The sequence below is a fragment of the Actinocrispum wychmicini genome (genome assembly GCF_004345645.1).
Classification (GTDB): Bacteria; Actinomycetota; Actinomycetes; order Mycobacteriales; family Pseudonocardiaceae; genus Kibdelosporangium; species Kibdelosporangium wychmicini.
The window spans coordinates 669323-687047 of the sequence record NZ_SLWS01000001.1 but is presented as its reverse complement, the minus strand read 5'-3'; the positions used below and the strand labels follow the sequence as shown (position 1 = coordinate 687047).

The 17725-nt window shown below is 69.6% G+C and carries 20 protein-coding genes; 6 read left to right on the top strand and 14 right to left on the bottom strand.

Annotated features, from left to right (window positions below):
- Position 1: 1 nt before the first annotated feature.
- Positions 2-697: a DUF2334 domain-containing protein gene (locus EV192_RS03400; RefSeq protein ID WP_132110959.1), complete on the bottom strand. Its 696-nt coding sequence runs from the start codon at positions 695-697 to the stop codon at positions 2-4.
- A gap of 72 nt (positions 698-769) precedes the next feature.
- The gene (locus EV192_RS03395) at positions 770-1645 is read right to left on the bottom strand and encodes a phosphoribosylaminoimidazolesuccinocarboxamide synthase (RefSeq protein WP_132110957.1); all 876 of its coding nucleotides are present in this window, start codon (positions 1643-1645) and stop codon (positions 770-772) included.
- 147 nt (positions 1646-1792) lie between these two features.
- On the opposite strand from EV192_RS03395, the gene EV192_RS03390 reads away from it, so the two are divergent.
- Genes EV192_RS03390 through EV192_RS03380 form a run of 3 tightly spaced genes read left to right on the top strand, consistent with a single transcriptional unit; the run spans position 1793 to position 5870 of the window.
- Positions 1793-3280: an ABC transporter transmembrane domain-containing protein gene (locus EV192_RS03390; protein WP_132110955.1), complete on the top strand. Its 1488-nt coding sequence runs from the start codon at positions 1793-1795 to the stop codon at positions 3278-3280.
- On the top strand, positions 3277-5025 hold the full coding sequence (locus EV192_RS03385; RefSeq protein ID WP_132110953.1) for an ABC transporter ATP-binding protein: 1749 nt from the start codon (positions 3277-3279) through the stop codon (positions 5023-5025). The genes EV192_RS03390 and EV192_RS03385 overlap by 4 nt, the downstream gene beginning before the upstream one ends.
- Positions 5026-5081: 56 nt before the next feature.
- A complete protein-coding gene (locus EV192_RS03380; RefSeq protein WP_279492715.1) occupies positions 5082-5870 on the top strand; it encodes an SAM hydrolase/SAM-dependent halogenase family protein in 789 nt (262 codons plus the stop codon).
- Here EV192_RS03380 and EV192_RS03375 read toward each other — a convergent pair.
- Together EV192_RS03375 and EV192_RS03370 are read right to left on the bottom strand one after the other, a co-directional pair.
- Positions 5867-6517: a hypothetical protein gene (locus EV192_RS03375; protein ID WP_132110949.1), complete on the bottom strand. Its 651-nt coding sequence runs from the start codon at positions 6515-6517 to the stop codon at positions 5867-5869. The genes EV192_RS03380 and EV192_RS03375 overlap by 4 nt on opposite strands.
- Positions 6514-7305, bottom strand: a complete 792-nt coding sequence (locus tag EV192_RS03370) for an ATP-binding cassette domain-containing protein (protein WP_165960188.1) — start codon at positions 7303-7305, stop codon at positions 6514-6516. Before EV192_RS03370 ends, EV192_RS03375 begins: the two co-directional genes overlap by 4 nt.
- A gap of 201 nt (positions 7306-7506) precedes the next feature.
- On the opposite strand from EV192_RS03370, the gene EV192_RS03365 reads away from it, so the two are divergent.
- Positions 7507-8688, top strand: coding sequence for a M14 family metallopeptidase (locus tag EV192_RS03365; RefSeq protein WP_165960269.1), 1182 nt, complete (start codon positions 7507-7509; stop codon positions 8686-8688).
- On the opposite strand, the gene EV192_RS03360 is transcribed toward EV192_RS03365, so the two are convergent.
- From EV192_RS03360 to EV192_RS03320, 9 genes are all read right to left on the bottom strand, one after another.
- On the bottom strand, positions 8685-9506 hold the full coding sequence (locus tag EV192_RS03360) for an MOSC domain-containing protein (RefSeq protein ID WP_207925867.1): 822 nt from the start codon (positions 9504-9506) through the stop codon (positions 8685-8687). The two genes, EV192_RS03365 and EV192_RS03360, sit on opposite strands and share 4 nt — an antisense overlap.
- On the bottom strand, positions 9487-10230 hold the full coding sequence (locus EV192_RS03355; RefSeq protein ID WP_132110936.1) for an amino acid ABC transporter permease: 744 nt from the start codon (positions 10228-10230) through the stop codon (positions 9487-9489). Before EV192_RS03355 ends, EV192_RS03360 begins: the two co-directional genes overlap by 20 nt.
- Positions 10230-11006 (bottom strand): ABC transporter substrate-binding protein, encoded by a 777-nt coding sequence (locus EV192_RS03350; protein WP_132110934.1) that lies wholly within the window; start codon positions 11004-11006, stop codon positions 10230-10232. The genes EV192_RS03355 and EV192_RS03350 overlap by 1 nt, the downstream gene beginning before the upstream one ends.
- Positions 11007-11075: 69 nt before the next feature.
- Positions 11076-12521, bottom strand: a complete 1446-nt coding sequence (gene purB, locus EV192_RS03345; RefSeq protein ID WP_132110932.1) for an adenylosuccinate lyase — start codon at positions 12519-12521, stop codon at positions 11076-11078.
- An 18-nt stretch (positions 12522-12539) separates the two neighbouring features.
- Entirely contained in the window at positions 12540-13274 is a 735-nt protein-coding gene (locus EV192_RS03340; RefSeq protein WP_132110930.1) for a hypothetical protein, read from the bottom strand.
- Complete coding sequence (locus EV192_RS03335) at positions 13271-13810, bottom strand: RNA polymerase sigma factor (protein WP_132110928.1); 540 nt, start codon at positions 13808-13810, stop codon at positions 13271-13273. The genes EV192_RS03340 and EV192_RS03335 overlap by 4 nt, the downstream gene beginning before the upstream one ends.
- Before the next feature lie 60 nt (positions 13811-13870).
- Positions 13871-14458 carry a TetR/AcrR family transcriptional regulator gene (locus EV192_RS03330; RefSeq protein WP_132110926.1) on the bottom strand — a complete coding sequence of 196 codons (588 nt, stop codon included), beginning with the start codon at positions 14456-14458 and terminating at the stop codon, positions 13871-13873.
- Between the two features lie 17 nt (positions 14459-14475).
- Complete coding sequence (locus EV192_RS03325; RefSeq protein ID WP_132110924.1) at positions 14476-15240, bottom strand: hypothetical protein; 765 nt, start codon at positions 15238-15240, stop codon at positions 14476-14478.
- Between the two features lie 14 nt (positions 15241-15254).
- Positions 15255-15773, bottom strand: coding sequence for a SigE family RNA polymerase sigma factor (locus tag EV192_RS03320; protein WP_132110922.1), 519 nt, complete (start codon positions 15771-15773; stop codon positions 15255-15257).
- Between the two features lie 150 nt (positions 15774-15923).
- Here EV192_RS03320 and EV192_RS03315 point away from each other — a divergent pair, with 150 nt between their 5' ends.
- Together EV192_RS03315 and EV192_RS03310 are read left to right on the top strand one after the other, a co-directional pair.
- Positions 15924-16928 (top strand): threonine aldolase family protein, encoded by a 1005-nt coding sequence (locus EV192_RS03315; RefSeq protein WP_132110920.1) that lies wholly within the window; start codon positions 15924-15926, stop codon positions 16926-16928.
- A 1-nt stretch (position 16929) separates the two neighbouring features.
- On the top strand, positions 16930-17523 hold the full coding sequence (locus EV192_RS03310) for an HAD family hydrolase (RefSeq protein ID WP_132110918.1): 594 nt from the start codon (positions 16930-16932) through the stop codon (positions 17521-17523).
- Here the strand turns inward: EV192_RS03310 and EV192_RS03305 are convergent.
- On the bottom strand, positions 17518-17718 hold the full coding sequence (locus EV192_RS03305) for a hypothetical protein (protein ID WP_132110916.1): 201 nt from the start codon (positions 17716-17718) through the stop codon (positions 17518-17520). The two genes, EV192_RS03310 and EV192_RS03305, sit on opposite strands and share 6 nt — an antisense overlap.
- Positions 17719-17725 lie beyond the last annotated feature (7 nt).

The window sequence follows — 17725 nt, the reverse complement described above, 5'->3', positions numbered from 1 at the left end:
CCTAACTCATGGGGACCGCCAATCGTTGGGTAACCCCACTATATGTGGTGGACTCCGCGCCGTGGTGCGCCGCGATGTCGACGGCGTCCAGGATCGCCCGTCGGGGCCCAGGTCGCGACAGGTCCGCGGCTTCGACGGCGAGCCGGACCAGACCGCCGCGACGGGCGGCACGGGCCACCCCCAGGACGAGCGCGAAGCAGGACCACGGTTCGACCCGTTCCCCGTAGGCCATGCCGTGGACACGTCCCTTGTGGACGACTCCGGTGCGCAGGTCGTGCACCTTGGTGGCGTCCGCGCCCAGCACGAAGCCCTTGCGCCGCAACGCGGTCAAGGTTCCCGGCGACAGCGCCCACCGCGCCGGGGCGAAGCTGTCGACCTCGAAGCCGAGACGTTCCATCGACCTGTTGGCCGCGGTGAGCCGCAGGCCCGCTTCGTGCGCGGGCAGCGAGCCGAACTCGGCCCGGCGCCGGGGCGCGGGCACGTGGTCGAAGCCGTGCAGCAGCAGCGCGTCCCCATGGTCGCGCCGCCGCCGCACCCAGTCCACCACCACTGAGGGCTGCCCTGAACCCGCGACCCGCGGCGTGAACAACAGCGAGAGCGCGACCCCTCGATGGTCGAGCTCGTCAGCCAGTTCGACGCAGCGGTGCAAGGTCCGGATCCCGATCCCGGACAGCGAAACCACCAGACACGCGGACACAACTACATGACAGCACCGCGACAAAGCAGCCGAATGGCGCAAGCCTGTCGTCCGGGTAACGAACCAGGGAACTCACGCCCAGTCGGCGAATTTCCGGCCGGACACCCGCTCGTAGGCTTCCACGTACCGGGCCCGGGTGTACTCGACGACGTCCGCGGGCAGCTCAGGCGGCTGCTCGCCGGACGACCGGTCCCAGCCCGACGCCGACGACACCAGCCAGTCCCGGACGACCTGCTTGTCGAACGCGGGCTGAACCCGACCGGCCGAATAGCCGTCCATCGCCCAGTACCGGGAGGAGTCCGGCGTCAACACCTCGTCGGCGAGCACAATCTCCCCGGCACTGTCCACGCCGAACTCGAACTTGGTGTCCGCGAGGATCATCCCGCGCGACTCGGCGTGCTCGGCCGCCCGCCTGTAGATCGACAACGTCGTGTCCCGCAGCCGGGCCGCCAGGTCGGCACCGACCGTCGCCTCGACCGCGGCGAAGTCCATCGCCTCGTCGTGCTGGCCGACCTCAGCCTTGGTGGTCGGGGTGAAGATCGGCGCCGGCAGCTTCGACGCCTCCACCAGACCCGACGGCAGCGGGACCCCGCAGACCGAGCCGGTCCGGACGTAGTCGGCGAGGCCGGAGCCAGTGAGGTACCCACGCGCCACACACTCGACCGGGAGCATCCTCAGCCGCCGGACCAGCAACGCCCGGCCCCTGACCTCGTCGGGGATCCGCGGGTCGTCCGATGACACCAGGTGGTTCGCGCCGCCGAGCAGGTCGAACCAGAACACGCTCATCGCGGTGAGCACGCGTCCCTTGTCCGGGATCGTGGTCGGCAGCACGTAGTCGTAGGCCGAGATCCGGTCCGAGGCGAGCAGCAGCAGGTGGTCGTCGTCCACCGCGTACAGCTCGCGCACCTTCCCGGCGGCTACCTGCGGATACTCAGTCAAGGTCGGCACGGGTCGAGCTTAATTGCGTGGCGTCCGTCCGATTCGCCGGGTAGCTTCGCGGCTATGCACCACTATTGACTCAACACCGCTCCTCGGACACCACTTCGGTTCCTGTGGTGGCTGGTCCGCGGCACGAGACGGCCGCTGATTCTGGCCATGGTGTTCGGCACGCTGTGGATGGTTCCGCTCGCGTTGCTGCCGTTGGCCATCGGTGAAGCCGTCGACCAGGGCATCGCCGCGCGTGACACGGCCGCGCTGCTGACCTGGATCGGGATCATCCTCGCGCTCGGCGTCGTCCTCGCGGCCAGCACGTTCATGCTCACCCTCAACGGGGACCGTGCGTGGCTGAACAGCGCCAGGCTCATGCAGCAGACGGTCATCAGGCACGCCACGAGCATCGGCGCCGCCCTCCCACAGAAGATCAAGACCGGCGAGATCGTCGCGGTCGGCGCGTCCGACCTGTACAGCATCGCCGGGCTGCTGGAGATCATCGGCCGGCTGACCGGTTCGGTGGTCGCGTTCGGCCTGGTCGCCACGCTGCTGACCAGCCACACCCCGGTGCTGGGCCTGGTCGTGCTACTGGGCATGCCGTTGGCCACGCTCGGGTTCATGCCGCTGCTCAAGCCGCTGCAGAACCGGACCGAGGCGCACCGGGAGGAGGTCGGGACGGCCACGGCGGTGGCCGCCGACATCGTCTCCGGCCTGCGGGTGCTGCGCGGGATCGGCGGTGAGCGGCAGTTCACCCGGCGGTTCGCGGAGACCAGCCAGCGGGTCCGGCACGCCGGGGTGGCGGCGAGCCGGGTCGAGTCGTGGGTCGCGGCGCTGGCGCTGCTGCTGCCCAGTCTGGTGATCGCCCTGGTCACCTGGCTCGGTGCCCGGCTGGCGCTGGACGGCACCATCACCATCGGCGAACTGGTCGCGTTCTACGGTGTCTCGGCGTTCCTGATCATGCCGGTCGGGTCGGTGGGCGAGGCCGTGCACAAGTTCAACGAGGCCGTGGTGGCCGCGCGTCGGGCGTGCACGATCCTGCGGCTGACCCCCGCCCTGACGTCGCCGGAGTCGCCGGTCCCGCTGCCGCACGGCGCGTTCGGCCTGCGGGACGAGACCAGCGGGATCACCTGCGCGGCGGGCCAGTTGACCGTGATCACCGGCCAGGCGGACGACCTGGCGGACCGGCTCGGCCGGTACGTCGACGCCCCCGTCCTCGCGGGTGACGTGCCGTTGCGGGATGCCGACCTGGCCGAGATCCGCGGCCGGATCCTGGTGGCGCACAACCAGGACATGCTGTTCTCCGGCCGGTTGGCCGACGAGGTCGACATGGGCGGCACGGTCGACGTCCGCACCGCGTTGTGGGCCGCGGACGCGATGGACGTGGTCGACGGCCTGGCGGACGGGCTCGACGAGGAGCTGGCCGAACGTGGCCGCACCCTGTCGGGCGGCCAGCGGCAGCGGATGATGTTGGCCCGCGCGCTGTCCGCGGACGCGGACGTGCTGGTGCTCGACGAGCCGACATCCGCGGTGGACGCGCACACCGAGGCGCGGATCGTCCGGCGGGTCGCGGAACTCCGTCAGGGCCGGACCACGGTCGTGTTCAGTCAGAGTCCGTTGTGGACAAACGTGGCAGACAAGGTGTACCCGTCATGAAGACCACCCTTCCGCTCGCCGAGAAGCGGGACGTGCGCCGGTGGATGTGGTCGGTGACGACCGCCAGCCGGGGCGCGTTCATCGGCATGATGGCGCTGTTCGGCGTGGCCACGGTCGTCGGCCTGGTCGGCCCGCAGCTGCTCGGTGACCTGGTCGACGCCGTGACCGAGGGCACCACCAGGATGCGGATCGACTTCACCGTGCTGGTGCTGGTCGCCGCCCTGGTGCTGCACGCGGCGCTCTACGGCCTGGCCAGGTACCGGGCCGCGATCTTCGGCGAGCGGCTGCTCGCCGAGGCGCGGGAGGGCATGGTCGAGCACGTCGTCCGGCTGCCGCTGTCCACTGTGGAGTCCGCTGGCACTGGCGACCTGCTGAGCCGGGCGACGTCCGATGTGGACAAGCTGGACGAAGGCCTGCGGCAGGCGGCACCGGAGATCCTTGTCGCGTCGGTGACCGTGGCGCTGACCGCGGCCGCCATGCTGGTCACGTCGCCGTTGGTGGCGTTGGGCATGCTGGTCGCGGTGCCTGTGCTGGTCGTCGCGACCCGCTGGTACCGGCCGCGGGTGCTGCCCGTGTACCAGGACGCCCTGGCCCGGTGGGCGGACGTGCACAGCACCACGCACGAGACGGCTGAAGGCGGCCGGACCGTGGAAGCCCTTCGGCTGCGGCAACGGCGGATCGCACACAACGACCGGGCGCTGGACGCGGCCATCGACCGGGAGTGGCGCAGCAGCAAGCTGTGGGCGGTGTTCCAGGCCGGGCTGGACGTGGCGTACCTGTTGCCGATCGCGGCGATCCTGCTGATCGGCGGCCTCGCGTACACCGCGGGCTGGGCCGGCCTCGGTGAGATCACCGCGGTCGTGCTGTACGCACGGGCGATGGCGGAGCCGTTGGGCGAGGTGCTGGGCTGGTTGGACGAGCTGCAGGTGGGCAACGCGGCGCTGCGTCGAATCCTTGGCGTGCAGCGGGTTCAGCCCGACGAAGGCGACAGTACGGCCAACCCGGACGGCACGGACATCAAGATCGACGACGCGCGGTTCGCGTACAGCCCGGGGCGGGAGATCCTGCACGGCGTCACCCTGGACGTCGTGGCCGGCGAGCGGCTGATGATCGTGGGCCCGTCCGGCGCCGGCAAGTCCACTCTCGCCCGGCTGCTGGCCGGGGTGAACGCGCCCGACTCCGGGCACGTCACCATCGGCGGTGTCGAAGTGAGCGCCTTGCCGTTGGAACGCAGGCGCCGCGAGGTCGTCCTGGTCACGCAGGAGCAGCATGTGTTCACCGGCACGCTCCGGGAGAACCTGACGCTGCCGAGGCCGGCGACCGACGACGAACTGTGGGACGCACTGCGCACGGTGGACGCGGCGGACTGGGCGAAGTCGTTGCCGGACGGCCTGGACACCCAGCTGGGATCGGGCGGCGAGACGGTCGCGCCCGCGATGGTCCAGCAGATCGCGCTGGCCCGGCTGGTGCTGGCCGACCCGCACACGCTGATCCTGGACGAGGCGACCTCGCTGATCGACTCGTCGGTGTCCCGTGACCTGGAGCGATCGCTGAGCGCGGTGCTCAAGGGCCGGACGGTCATCGCGATCGCGCACCGGCTGGCGTCGGCGCGGGACGCGGACCGGATCGCGGTGATGGACGGCGGCCGGATCGTCGAGCTGGGCAGCCACGACGAGCTGATGGCGGCCAACGGCTCATACGCGAACCTGCTGGGTGCGTTGTCGGGATCCACTACAGGGGGCTAGCGGTGTGTACGCAGAGCGACACGGTATGAAGGCGCATGGCGTATGACTGGATAACGTTGACCACCGACTATGGGTTGGCCGACGGCTTTGTGGCGGCGTGCCGTGGGGTGATCGCGCGGACCGCCCCACAAGCCCAGGTCATCGACATATCCCATGCCGTCCCGCCGCAGGACGTCCGGCGCGGGGCGGCTGTCCTCGCGCAGAACGTGCCGTACATGCCGCCCTGCGTGCACCTGGCGGTCGTGGATCCGGGTGTCGGCACGGCCCGGCGAGGCATCGTGGTGGTCGCCAAGGAAGGTGTCCTCGTCGGCCCGGACAACGGCCTGCTGCTGCCGGCCGCGGACGCGCTGGGCGGCGTGGAGGCAGCGTTCGAGCTGGTCGCGGAGGAGTACCGGCTGACGACCGTGTCGCACACGTTCCACGGCCGGGACATCTTCGCGCCCGCCGCCGCGCACCTCACGCTCGGCGTGGAGCCGTCGGCGTTCGGGCCGGAGCTGGACCCGGTCGCGCTGGTGCACCTGCCGGACCCGCAGGTCGTCATCGCCAACCAGAAGCTGACGTCCGAGGTGCTCGCGGTCGACCACTTCGGCAACGTGCAGCTGGCCGCCACGGTCCGGGACATCATCGCCACGGGCCTGCTGCTGCCCGGCGCGTCGGTCCGGGTCAAGGTGGGCATGCACACCGTCGACGCGACCGTCGGCCGGACGTTCGACGACGTGGAACCCGGTGAGGCACTGGTGTACGTGGACTCGGCCGGACATGTGGCGGTCGCGGTGAACCAGGGTTTCGCGTCGTCGCTGCTGATGGTCAACCAGCGCACCGCGATCGCGGAGATCGAGCGTTAGCTTCGGGCGCGCGCCAACACGTTCCCGACGCCGATGGCAACGGCGGCGAGGACGAGGCTTTCCGCGGCGATGAGCAGCAACTGCCCCACGGACTCCGCGGGCGAGTCGCCGGCGTAGAGCTGGATCATCGCGTTCACCGGCGGCGCGTGCCGGATCAGCAGCTGGGCCAGGCAGATCGCGACACCAGTGAGCACGGTCCACGCGACCTTCGGCATCACCGGGCGGCTGATCAGCGCGCCGAACGCCACCCCGGTGACCGCGCACATGACGTAGTCCAGGATCCCGATGCCGAGCCGGGTCGGCGTGGTCTGCGAGAAGGTGCTCACAGTGATGTAAAGGAACGCGAGGACGACGAACGCCAGAGCGCCGACGAACGCGGCGACGAGCTTGGCCGGCCACACGCGGCTGAATCCGCCCGCGACGGCCATGGTGATCGCGCCCTGCGCGGGTTCCTCGTTGTGGAACACCACGATCGTGAACCACATCGAGATGGGGAGCAGGGTCGCCGCGGAGATGGCGTACGTCGGCAGCACCGGACCCACGGTCGGGGTGGCGATCATCGACACGGCCAGGAACGCCAGCATCGGCGCGATCCACCGCTGTGCCTTGACCACATCGGACACCAGGTACCGGACAAGGGCGATCACGGTTTCGCCTCCACCAGCGACCAACCCTCCGCCAACGCCCACAGCAGCAGCTTGTCCGGATCGTCGGTGTGCAGCATGACCTGGCCGGGCTCATCCACGAGCACGTCCGCCCGGCCGGCGAAATCCTTAGTGGACATTCCAGATCTGGTGGCGCGCAACACGACCCGCATGCCCCGGCCGGTCTCGCCGACGATCTTGCCGTCGGCCAGCCGGTGCAGCCTGCCGCCGGCGGGGACCGCGCTCTGGTGCGCGCTCATCAGGATCGCGGCACCATGGTGTTCGGCCTCGGCGATCAGCCGGGTCAGCTCCGCGGTCGCGGGCGCGTCCAGGCCGGTGGCCGGCTCGTCCACCACCAGCAACCGCGGCTCGACCAGAAAAGCCTGCATCACAGCGACTTTCTGGCCGTTGCCCTTGGACAGCGACGAGATCGGCACGTCCGGGCCGGGCACGAGCTTGAGCCGTTCGGCCAGCTCGTCCGTGCGGTTCCGGATGTCACGCGGGGCCATTCCGCGGATCCGCCCGATGTGCGTGAGGTACTGCCGTGCGGTCATTCTGATCGCGGCCGGCGCGCGTTCGGGGACGTAGCCGACGATGTCCGGCCGCCCGATGACCCGACCACTCGTGGGCAGTGCCGCGCCCGCCACGATCCGCAGCAACGTGGACTTCCCGATGCCGTTGCCGGCGACGATCACCGTGACCACGCCAGGTTCGATGGCGAGGTCGACGCCGTCGAGCACCCACGGGCCACGACGCCAGTACCGCTTGCGAACCCCGTCGACCGTGATCACACATTCCATAGTGCCCGACCCACCGAACGGTTCGCCGCCAAAGGGCAGAACCACCTGATCCGGATAGGCGTATTTGTCCGGGTTCGTCTTGCACGCGTGACATGTCCGGCGTCACGCTCCGAGACACCCTGCTCACCCACTCGAAAGGGGACGCCCGTGTCCTCTCATCGACCTTCTCGTCACCGCGCCCTGCTCGCGGTGGTGGCGATCTGCGCCGCCGCCCTGCTTCCCCTGCCCGTCCAGGCCCAACCGGCCACATCCGTCTACACCGTGCAAGGCACCACATCGGAGTCCCGGACCGCGATCAGCCGGTTCGACGTCGACATCTACGGCGCCGACAGCGGCACGCTCACCTTCGCCGCCACCCCCGCCCAGGCCAGGGCGTTGCGCGCGGCCGGATACCGGCTGGAACCCCAGTTCAGCACCATGGACTTCCCGACGGCCGACTCGAACTACCACAACTACGCGGAACAGACCGCCGAGCTGCGCAAGATCGCGGCCGACCACCCGGCGATCGCGTCCCTGTCCACGATCGGCAAGAGCTTCCAGGGCCGTGACCTGTGGCTGCTGAAGATCAGTGACAACGTCGGCACCGACGAGGCCGAGCCCGAAGTGCTGTTCACCTGCCAGCAGCACGCCCGGGAACACCTCACGCCGGAGATGTGCCTGCGCATCGCCAACCGGTACACCGACCTGTACGGCACCGACGCGGCCGTCACGAACATGGTGAACACCCGGGAGATCTGGATCGTCACCAGCGTCAACCCGGACGGGTCGGAGTACGACATCGCCACCGGCAACTACCGCAGCTGGCGCAAGAACCGGCAGGGGCCGGGCACGGACCTGAACCGCAACTTCGGTTACCGGTGGGGCTGCTGCGGCGGGTCGAGCGGCTCGACCGGCAGCGAGACCTACCGCGGCACGGCCGCCTTCTCGGCGCCAGAAACCCAGCGGATCCGGGACTTCGTGAACTCCCGGGTGGTCGGCGGACGCCAGCAGGTCACCGCGAACATCGACTTCCACACGTTCAGCGAACTGGTGCTCTGGCCGTTCGGCTACACCACCGCCGACACCGCACCCGGCCTGTCCGCGGCGGAACAACGCGCCTTCGCCACCCTCGGCCGCCAGATGGCCCAGACCAACGGCTACACGCCTGAGCAGGCGTCCGACCTGTACATCACGGACGGCACCATCGACGACTGGCTGTGGGGCACGTACAAGATCTGGACGTACACCTTCGAGATGTACCCGCGCTCCGGCAACGGCGGCTTCTACCCGCCCGACGAGGTCATCACCCGTGAGACCAGCCGGAACGACCAGGCGGTCGCCCTGTTCCTGAGCTACGCCGACTGTGTGCCGCGAGTCATCAACGGCACCTGCTAGTCCTCTTCCCAGCTGCTCACCGAGACGGGGTCTCCCACGCCCACAGTTCCGGGCGTGACCACGGCGAACTTGGTGCCGAAGGAGACCCCGCCATCGGGTTCCCGCCGATAGGTGGCGAGGGTCTTGGTCGGTTCGTGGCCGGCTTTCCGGCCGGTCGCCTGGTCGACCGTGGGCACGACGCAGCGGACGGCACGCTTCTCGTAGCCGACCTCGATGGCGCCGATGGTCATCCCACGGACCCGGTCCTCGGTGTGCGGCTCGGGCCAGCCGGAGACGACCACGTTCGGCCGGAACCGGTTCATCGGCAGCGCGCCGACCCCGCCGTTCGCCGTGATCCGCGAGTTGAGGTGGTCCAGGGACGCGAGGCTGGTCACGTGCAGGGCGTGCGCGTCCGCGAAGCCGACGTAGCCCTCGGTGAGGCCGCTCGACCGGCGTTCGTGGTCCGGCAGGATCCGGACCAGCCGGCACGGTTCGCCCATGTAGTCGGAGAACCACGCGGCCGGCTCGTCGCCCTGGTCGACCCCCTTGCCGGTCCACGAGTGCAGCAGGACCTCCATGTGCTCACCGTCCCTGAGGACGTCGAACGACGCGTCCGCCATGTCGGGCGCGGACACCGTCAGCCGCCCGTCGGCCAGCCTGGGCCGGATGACCGCCATCGCCGGCCGGGTGCGCTGGGTGATGAACTTGCCGTTCGCGTCCACCACCATGAACAGGCGGTCGTCGGCCAGCCCCATCGGGCCGACGTTCACCCGGTCCAGCGACTCGCCCGCACACCCCTTGACGGGGTATCTGACCAGTTCAACCACTTGTCCGCGCATGAGCCAAACCTAGAGCACGCAGCAACGGTCCGCCCTTGGTTTCCGGTTGGCGCAGGCGCTTGTCGATCCGGTTGACGAAGTGCGTGAGCGGCACCGTGATCGCGAGGTAGCAGAAGGCCGCCGCGGTCAGCGGGGACAGGTTGCCGGTGTTGGCGGCGAGGTCCTGGCCGATCCGGAACAGGTCCCGCTGGCTGGCCAGCAGGCCGAGGAAGTACACCAGGCTGGAGTCCTTCACCAGCAGGATGAACTGGTTCACCAACGCCGGCAGAACATTGCGAACTCCTTGCGGCACAACGACAAGACGCATCGCGAGCGACCGGCTCATACCGAGCGCGACACTGGCCTCCATCTGTCCCTTGTGGACGCTCTGGATGCCGGACCGGAAGATCTCGCCGGAGTACGCGGCCGCCACCAGGCTGAGCGCCAGGATGCCCAGCGGGTACGGGTCGGTGCCGACCACCGGCCGCAGCGGGATCGCCAGGCCCTGCCCGACAAGCAGGATCGTGACGATCGCGGGCAGGCCACGGAACACGTCCGTGTACACCCGGGCCGGCCAGCGCAGCCACCGGGTCTCGGACAGGCCCATCAGGGCCAGCCCGAGACCGAGCACCGCGCCGATCACGGCCGAGGACAACGCCAGGATCAGCGTGTTCCACAACCCGGTGCCCAGCAGGTCCGGGAAGACCTGCCAGATGTAGCGCCAGTCGAAGAACGTGTCCAGCATCAGGCGCCGGGCTTGAACTGGGCGGGCACCGGGGTGTCCGGGATGAACTTGTCGTGCAGCTTGAGCCAGGTGCCGTCGGCGATGACCTGCTTGAGGCCGCTGTTGAGCTTGTCACGCAGCTCGGTGTTGCCCTTGCGCACGGCGAACCCGTGCGGGACGTCGGTGGTGATCGCCTTGGTGACCTTGAACCCGTTGTCGGCCGCGTACTTCTTGGCGATCGTCAGGTCGAGCACGAACGCCTGGACACCACCCGACTTCAGCGCGGCGATGCCCGCGTCGTACGTGGGGAACCGCACTGCCTGCGCCTCAGGGAGCTGCTTGGTCAGGTAGTTGTCGCCGACCGTGGCCTGGATCACCGCGACCCGCTTGCCCTTCAACGAGTTCTCGTCGCTGACGCCGGCGCCGTCCGTGGTGAGGATGCTCATGTACTCGAAGTCGTACGAGTCGGAGAAGTCGACGTTCTTCTTGCGCTCCTCGGTCGCCGCGATGGCCGACGAACCCACGTCGAACGTGCGGTTGCCGACCTGGCCGAGCAGCGCGGAGAAGTCGGTGCCGACGAACTCCGGCGTCAGCCCGACCTTGCCGGCGACCGCCTTGAGCAGCTCGTTGTCGAAGCCGGTGTACTGCCCGTTCTCCTGGTACACGTTGGGCGGGGCGTCGCCGAGGGTGCCGACCCGGATCACGGTGCCGGCCCCCGAGTCCTTGGTCGAGCCGCAAGCGGCGAGCGCGACGGCAACGGTTGTGAGCGCGATCACGCGCGACAGCAAGGTTTTCACGTGTATTGACGCTATGAATCCCACAGGTCGAACGCGAATCGTTTCACATAATGGGCAAAGTGACCGGCGCTACAGGATGGGGGCGGGGGCGTACCCGGCTGCTTCCGGATAGTCCTGAAGGACCTCCATGACCCGCTTGACCACGGCGCCGATCTGGCTGTCCGCGACGCCGGTGAACGACAAGCGGTCCGCCAGCAGCGCGTCCAGCTGGGCCCGGTCCAGCGGGAGCCGGTTGTCGGCGGCCAGCCGGTCCAGCAGGTCGTTGTCGGCGGCGCCCTGCTCGCGCATGGCCAACGCGACCGCGACCGCGTTCTCCTTGATCGCCTCGTGCGCGGTCTCCCGGCCGACACCGGCTCGCACCGCGGCCATCAACACCTTGGTGGTGGCCAGGAACGGCAGGTAGCGGTCCAGTTCGCGGGCGACGACGGCCGGGTACGCGCCGAACTCGTCCAACACCGTCAGGAACGTCTGGAACAGCCCGTCCAGCGCGAAGAAACTGTCCGGCAGGGCCACCCGGCGGACCACCGAGCACGACACGTCGCCCTCGTTCCACTGGTCCCCGGACAGTTCGCCGACCATCGACAGGTAGCCGCGCAGCACCACCGCGAGCCCGTTGACGCGTTCGCAGGACCGGGTGTTCATCTTGTGCGGCATGGCGGACGAGCCGACCTGGCCGGGTTTGAAGCCCTCGGTGGCCAGTTCGTGGCCGGCCATCAGCCGGATCGTCTTGGCCAGGCTGCCCGGCGCGCCGGCCAGCTGCACCAGGGTGGACACCACGTCGAAGTCGAGTGACCGCGGGTACACCTGGCCGACGCTGGTCAGCACCCGGTCGAAGCCGAGGTGCCCGGCCACCCGCCGCTCCAACTTGTCCAATGTGGACTCGTCGCCGTCGAGCAGGTCCAGCATGTCCTGCGCGGTGCCCACCGGGCCCTTGATGCCGCGCAACGGGTACCGCGCGATCAACGAGCCGAGCCGTTCGAACGCGACCAGCAGCTCGTCCGCGGCCGTGGCGAACCGTTTGCCCAGCGTGGTCGCCTGCGCGGCCACGTTGTGCGACCGGCCCACCAGCACCAGGTCCGAGTGCTCGGTCGCCAGCCGCGCCAGCCGGGCCAGCACGGCCAGGGTCCGCGACCCGATCAGCTCCAGCGACCGCTTGATCTGCAGCTGCTCGACGTTCTCGGTCAGGTCCCGCGAGGTCATGCCCTTGTGCACGTGCTCGTGCCCGGCGAGGGCGTTGAACTCCTCGATCCGGGCCTTCACGTCGTGCCGCGTGACCCGCTCGCGGGCCGCGATCGATGCCAGGTCGACGGTGTCGACCACCCGCTCGTAGTCGGCGATCACCGCCGCCGGGTCCGCGCCGCCGAACCCCACCCCCAGCTCCGCCTGCGCCCTGAGCACGGCGAGCCACAGCTCGCGTTCCAACACGATCTTGTGCTCCGGCGACCACAGCCGGACCAGCTCCACCGTGGCGTAGCGACCGGCGAGGACGTTCGGGATGCGCGGCTTCTCACTCACGTTCACACAGCATAGGGGCTACATGTGCAGCTGCGGATCGGTGGCCAGCCGGAGCAGCTGGTCCACGGTGAGCATGCCGTCCTTGAACTTCGGCGCGCTGGTCCCGGTCGGGTCGTAGTTGTACGTGGCCACCTTCGTGACGCTGCCGTCGACGCGCTTGTGGATCGCGGTGAGGATCTTGGTGCCGTCCTGCTCGTCCTCCACCTGCAGGAGCACCTTGCTGCCGTCGACCTGCTGGACGGACTGGCAGCCGGCACAGTCCTGGTCGGCCGCCGAGGTCGTCTGGACCTGCACATTGACCGCGGTCGGGGCGTCACTGACGACGAACTTCACGAAGGTGTTCAGGTACTGCTGTCCGGCGTCGACCTGCCCGGTGGCCTCGCCGCCGAACGGCTCGGCGACGACCTGGGTCACGCCCGGAACCACCCGTGGGAACTGGGTCTGCAGGTAGGCCTGCATTTCCTGGCCGCGGCGGGTGAGGTAGTCCACGGACGGACTCTTCGGCACCGCCGACGGGGTGCTCGACGCGGCCATCGGCAGTTCGGCCGGCCCCCCAGGCGCGATGCCCAGCAGAACCGGGACCGCCACAGCGGCCGCAGCCACCAGCGCGGTGCCCGCGCCGACGGCGACCAGCGCGCGGCGCCGGCGGGTCAACCGCTCGGCTGTGCTCACCAGGTCGTCCAGGTTGAACGTCATCGGAGGCTCGTCGGCGACAGCCAGCCGCAGCCCGTCCCGCAGTTCCTGCTCGCTCAAGACACGGCCCTCCTCGCCGGCCTGCCGGCCGTCAGGTTGTCCACCACGACCCGCAGCGTGTCCAGGCCACGCGCGGTCTGGCTCTTCACAGTCCCCTCGGAGCACCCCAGAACAGCCGCGGTCTCCGCCACCGACAAGTCGTCGAAGTACCGCAGCACGAGCGCGGCCCGTTGCCGCTGCGGCAGCTCCAGCAACGCGCGGTGCGTCATGTCCTTCGCCCACGACCTCGCCTCGGCGGCGGACGGGTCCGCGCCGACGTCCTCGAAGTCGGGAGGCGCGGCCATCCGCAGCTCACTGCGCCGCCACGGCCGCCGCTTCTCGTCGAGCCACGTGTTCAGCAGCACCCGCCGCGCGTAGTTCTGGATGCTGTCCTGCTTCTGCACCTTCGGCCACGCCCGGTAGATCTTGACCAGCGTGGTCTGCGTCAGGTCCTCGGCCAGGTGCCAGTCACCGCAGAACAGGTAGGCGCACCGGCGCAGTGCCGCGGCCTGACCTCCGGCGAAGGCGCGGAACCGGTCCTCCTCGGGTTTGCGCAAAGCGGCTCCCTTCGTGCTCCGTCCTTCCTCACGCGGGCCGGAACCAGAAGGTTGCAGTATTTACTCGGCGAGGAATTTCCGGAGCATCCGGCGGGCCGTGGCGCGCGGGTCCGAGTGGATCTCGATCAGCGCGTTCACCACGGTCCCGTCGACCAGCGCGACGACCTGTTCCAGCCGTTCGGTCGTGATCGGCATACCCGACCGGGCGAAGATCTCGGTGAGCAGCTCATGCAGCTGGACGGCCAGCGTGCGCATCAACGGCCGCAGGTACGGCCGGCGGCCGGTCGCCACGAGCCGCTCGTACCGCAGCAGCACCGCCTCCGCGTCACCGGACTCCGGCAGCGCCCCCAACAGCTGGTCCAACACCAGCTCGACCAGCGTGTCCACCCCTCGGTGCCGGGTCGCCAACTCCTCCAGCTGTGCCCGCCCCCGGTCCAGCTCGAACTGGGCGTAGTGCGCGACCGCGGCCGTCACCAGCTCGTCCAGCGAGTCGAAGTAGTACGTGGTGGACGCCAGCGGCAGGCCGGCGCGTTCAGCGACCGCCCGGTGCCGGATGGCGTCGAAGCCCCGTTCCGCGAACAGCGCGGCAGCCGCCTCCACCAGCGCTTGGCGTCGTCGCTCGCCCTTGGGGGTACTACCGGTCGTCATGGTCGTAACAGCGTAGGTCAGAGGTGCTGCCCGACTCTGGCGGCCAACTCCGCGCCGGTCTCGTTGAACGGCGCCTCAGACAGCTCCGGCGTGGGCTGGCTGACTATGTACACGGTGCCGCCCGACTGCGCCGGCGCGTTGAAGTTCATGGTGCCCGGCACGCCGATCCCCATCGGGGCGATGCCCGGCGAGACGCCCTTGGGCACGAGCACGACCGAGATGGTGCCCGCCCTGGGGCCGTCGGTCACCTTGAACGCGGCGCCGCGACTACCCGTGGGGCAGCCGAACGGCACTGGGAACTCAGCGCCCTTCTTGGCGTTAGCGGCGGCCGGGAGCTCGCTCGCGAGGGCAGCAGCAAGCTCCCGGTCCGCCTTTTCACACCCTCTAGGGGTGTCGCCGGCCGAACTGCCGGCGGTACCGGACAGAGGACCTCCCTGCTTAGGCGCCTCCGACCGGTTGTCGGTTTCGGGGGCGTTCTGCACCTGAGGCGCAGGCGCACCCTTACCTTCATTGTCCATAGTGCCACTCCTACCCGCGTCCGCGCTGCCGCCAACGGCCACAGGTGACGCGGACGAGGTGGACTTTCCACTCGATAGGGCGACAGTGCTGACCAGTCCGCCACCCAGAAGCACGATTCCCAGCACCGAAGCGGCGACCACCATGGTCCGCCGGTTCGAGGCCGCGCGGTACGACGCCTGTCGAACGTCACCGGCGCCGAAGGAGGCGGGTGGCGCGTCCCGCACCGCGTCGTTGAACAGCTCGGCGAGCTTTCTCTCGTCCACCTACATCCACCTCCTCACGACGCTGGTCGCAGATCGTCCAGCGAGTCGCCCAACGCGGCTCGCAGTGCCACCAGCCCGCGTGCGGTCTGGCTCTTCACGGTCCCCTCCGAGCACTTGAGCGCCTCGGCCGTGGCCGTGACGTCCAGCCCTTCCAGGAACCGCAGCACAAGCACCGCACGCTGGCGCGGCGGCACCTGTCGCAGCCCGGCGACCAGCGCCGACCTGGTGGCCACCGAGTTCCCGACGTCGGCGTCCGGCTGCGCGGACTCCGGCACCTGGTCGACGAACCGCTCCCGGCGCCACGGCCGGCGCGACTCGTCGATCATCGCGCGCACCACGGTCCGGCGCACGTAGGCGTCCAGTGCCGCACGGTCACGCACCTTGCGCCACCGCCTGTGCAGCGCGACGAACGCGGTCTGAGCCAGGTCGTCCGCGCGGTGCCAGTCGCCGCAGAGCAGGAACGCGGTTCGACGCACGGCATCCAGCCGAGCCTCGAAGTACTCCGCGAACTCCTGCTCGTCGCGTTGATCCACGCGGACTCTCTCCGCTCGTCGTCTACGGACAGGGGACGGACAGTCTCCCCCATACGGTTGCATGTCCGTCGCGTGAGTTCTACGCCACAGTCCGATCGGCCTTGGCCCCGGGGCTACCGGATGTGATGTGATCCCAGGGTGACCTCGCCGATGACGATCGATCTGCGCTCGGACACCGTCACCACCCCCGACGAACGGATGCGCGCCGCCATGGCCGGCGCGGTGGTCGGGGACGACGTGCTCGACCACGACCCGACCATGCGTGACCTCGAGGAAGCCATCGCCGAACTGCTGGGGGTGCCGGCCGCGCTGTGGGTGCCGAGCGGCTCGATGGGCAACCTGATCGCGTTGATGCTCCACCTGAGCCGCGGTGACCGGTTCCTCGCCGCGACCGGCTCGCACGTGCTGGTCAACGAACTGGGCACGGCGTCGTGGCTGGCCGGTGGGGCGCCGTCGGAGCTGGCCTGGGATCTGGCTCCCGGCCAGTTCTCGGTCGAGTCCCTGCGCGCGGCCGTCGGCGGCGCACAGCCGTACCACGGGCTGCGGACCACGTTGCTGTCCCTGGAGAACACGCACAACGCGTCCGGCGGCACGGTGACTCCGCCGGACCGGCACGCCGAACTCGTCGCCGCCGCTCGCGAGGCGGGCCTGCGGGTGCATCTGGACGGGGCCCGGCTGTGGAACGCCTCGGTCGCGCTCGGCCTGCCGCCCGCGGCGCTGACCGTCGGGGCCGACACCGTGCAGGTCTGCCTGAGCAAGGGGCTCGGCGCGCCCGTGGGCTCAATGGTCGCGGGAAGTACCGAGTTCGTGCAGGAAGCCCGGCGCGTTCGCAAGATGCTCGGCGGCGGCGTGAGGCAGGGCGGCATCCTGGCCGCGGCCGGCCTGGTCGCGCTGGAGCAGATCGACTCGCTGGCGGTGGACCACCGGAACGCGACGCTGCTGGCCGACGGGCTGGCCGAGCTTGGCTGGGCGGTCACCCCGCCGCAGACCAACATCGTGATCGCCAAGGTGCCGGACCTCGCGGAGACTTTGGCTCAGCTGCAACGAATTGGCGTCCTCGCCGGGCCGATGTCGGGGTACGTGCGGTTCGTCACGCACCGGGACGTCAGCGCCGACGACATCAAAGAAGTACTGGCACGTCTGGACAAGGAGTGACATGCGCTGGATCGTGTTCGACTGCGGCGAGGTGATCAGCGCGCCCACCCAGGCGCTGCCGGAACTCGCCGCGGTCCTGGGGGCGGACCCGGTCTCGTTCGAACACGCCTACTGGGTCCACCGCCTGGAATACGACCGTGGCTGGACCGAACTGCAGTACTGGCAACAGGTCGGCACGCACTGCGGGGCCGAGGTCGACCCGCCGACCGCGGCCCAGCTCACCAAGATCGACACCGCCGGCTGGCTGGTCACCGATCCGGCCACAGTGGACCTTCTCGGTGACTTGCACGCCGCCGGCGCCCGGCTGGCGCTGCTGTCCAACGCCCCCTCGTCGTTCGGCCGCGCCGCGGAAAGCCAACCGTGGACGCGGTACTTCGAACACCTGTTGTTCTCCGGCGATCTCGGCTTCGTCAAACCCGAGGCCGAGATCTGGGCGGCACTGCTCGAACGCCTCAACGCGCGAGCAGCTGACTGTGTCTTCTATGACGACCGCCGGCACAACGTCGACGGGGCGGTCGCCGCCGGGTTGACGGCGAAGCAGTGGACAACGGCGGCCGATGCCCGTCAGCACCTGGCCGCCTTGGGCGTGCTATGACCGGATCTGGTTGCGCTTGATCGCGCCGTACGCGATGGCACCCAGCGTGCCCACCGCCGCGACGATCAGCAGCACCTTGAAGATCGAGAAGATCCAGCCGATCAGCATGAAGGCGATCCACATCACGACGATCGCGCCGATGATCCGCACCAGCATGGTCAAGCCCTCCGTATCGAGTCCCAGCGGAACTCTCAAGAGGTGA

Bases quoted from the DNA above. Each gene is read 5' to 3' on its own strand.
- EV192_RS03360 (WP_207925867.1), bottom strand. From the start codon at position 9,506: ATGCGCGGACAAGTGGTTGAACTGGTCAGATACCCCGTCAAGGGGTGT.
- EV192_RS03385 (WP_132110953.1), top strand. From the start codon at position 3,277: ATGAAGACCACCCTTCCGCTCGCCGAGAAGCGGGACGTGCGCCGGTGG.
- EV192_RS03315 (WP_132110920.1), top strand. From the start codon at position 15,924: ATGACGATCGATCTGCGCTCGGACACCGTCACCACCCCCGACGAACGG.
- EV192_RS03310 (WP_132110918.1), top strand. From the start codon at position 16,930: ATGCGCTGGATCGTGTTCGACTGCGGCGAGGTGATCAGCGCGCCCACC.
- EV192_RS03330 (WP_132110926.1), bottom strand. From the start codon at position 14,458: ATGACGACCGGTAGTACCCCCAAGGGCGAGCGACGACGCCAAGCGCTG.
- EV192_RS03390 (WP_132110955.1), top strand. From the start codon at position 1,793: ATGGTGTTCGGCACGCTGTGGATGGTTCCGCTCGCGTTGCTGCCGTTG.
- EV192_RS03355 (WP_132110936.1), bottom strand. From the start codon at position 10,230: ATGCTGGACACGTTCTTCGACTGGCGCTACATCTGGCAGGTCTTCCCG.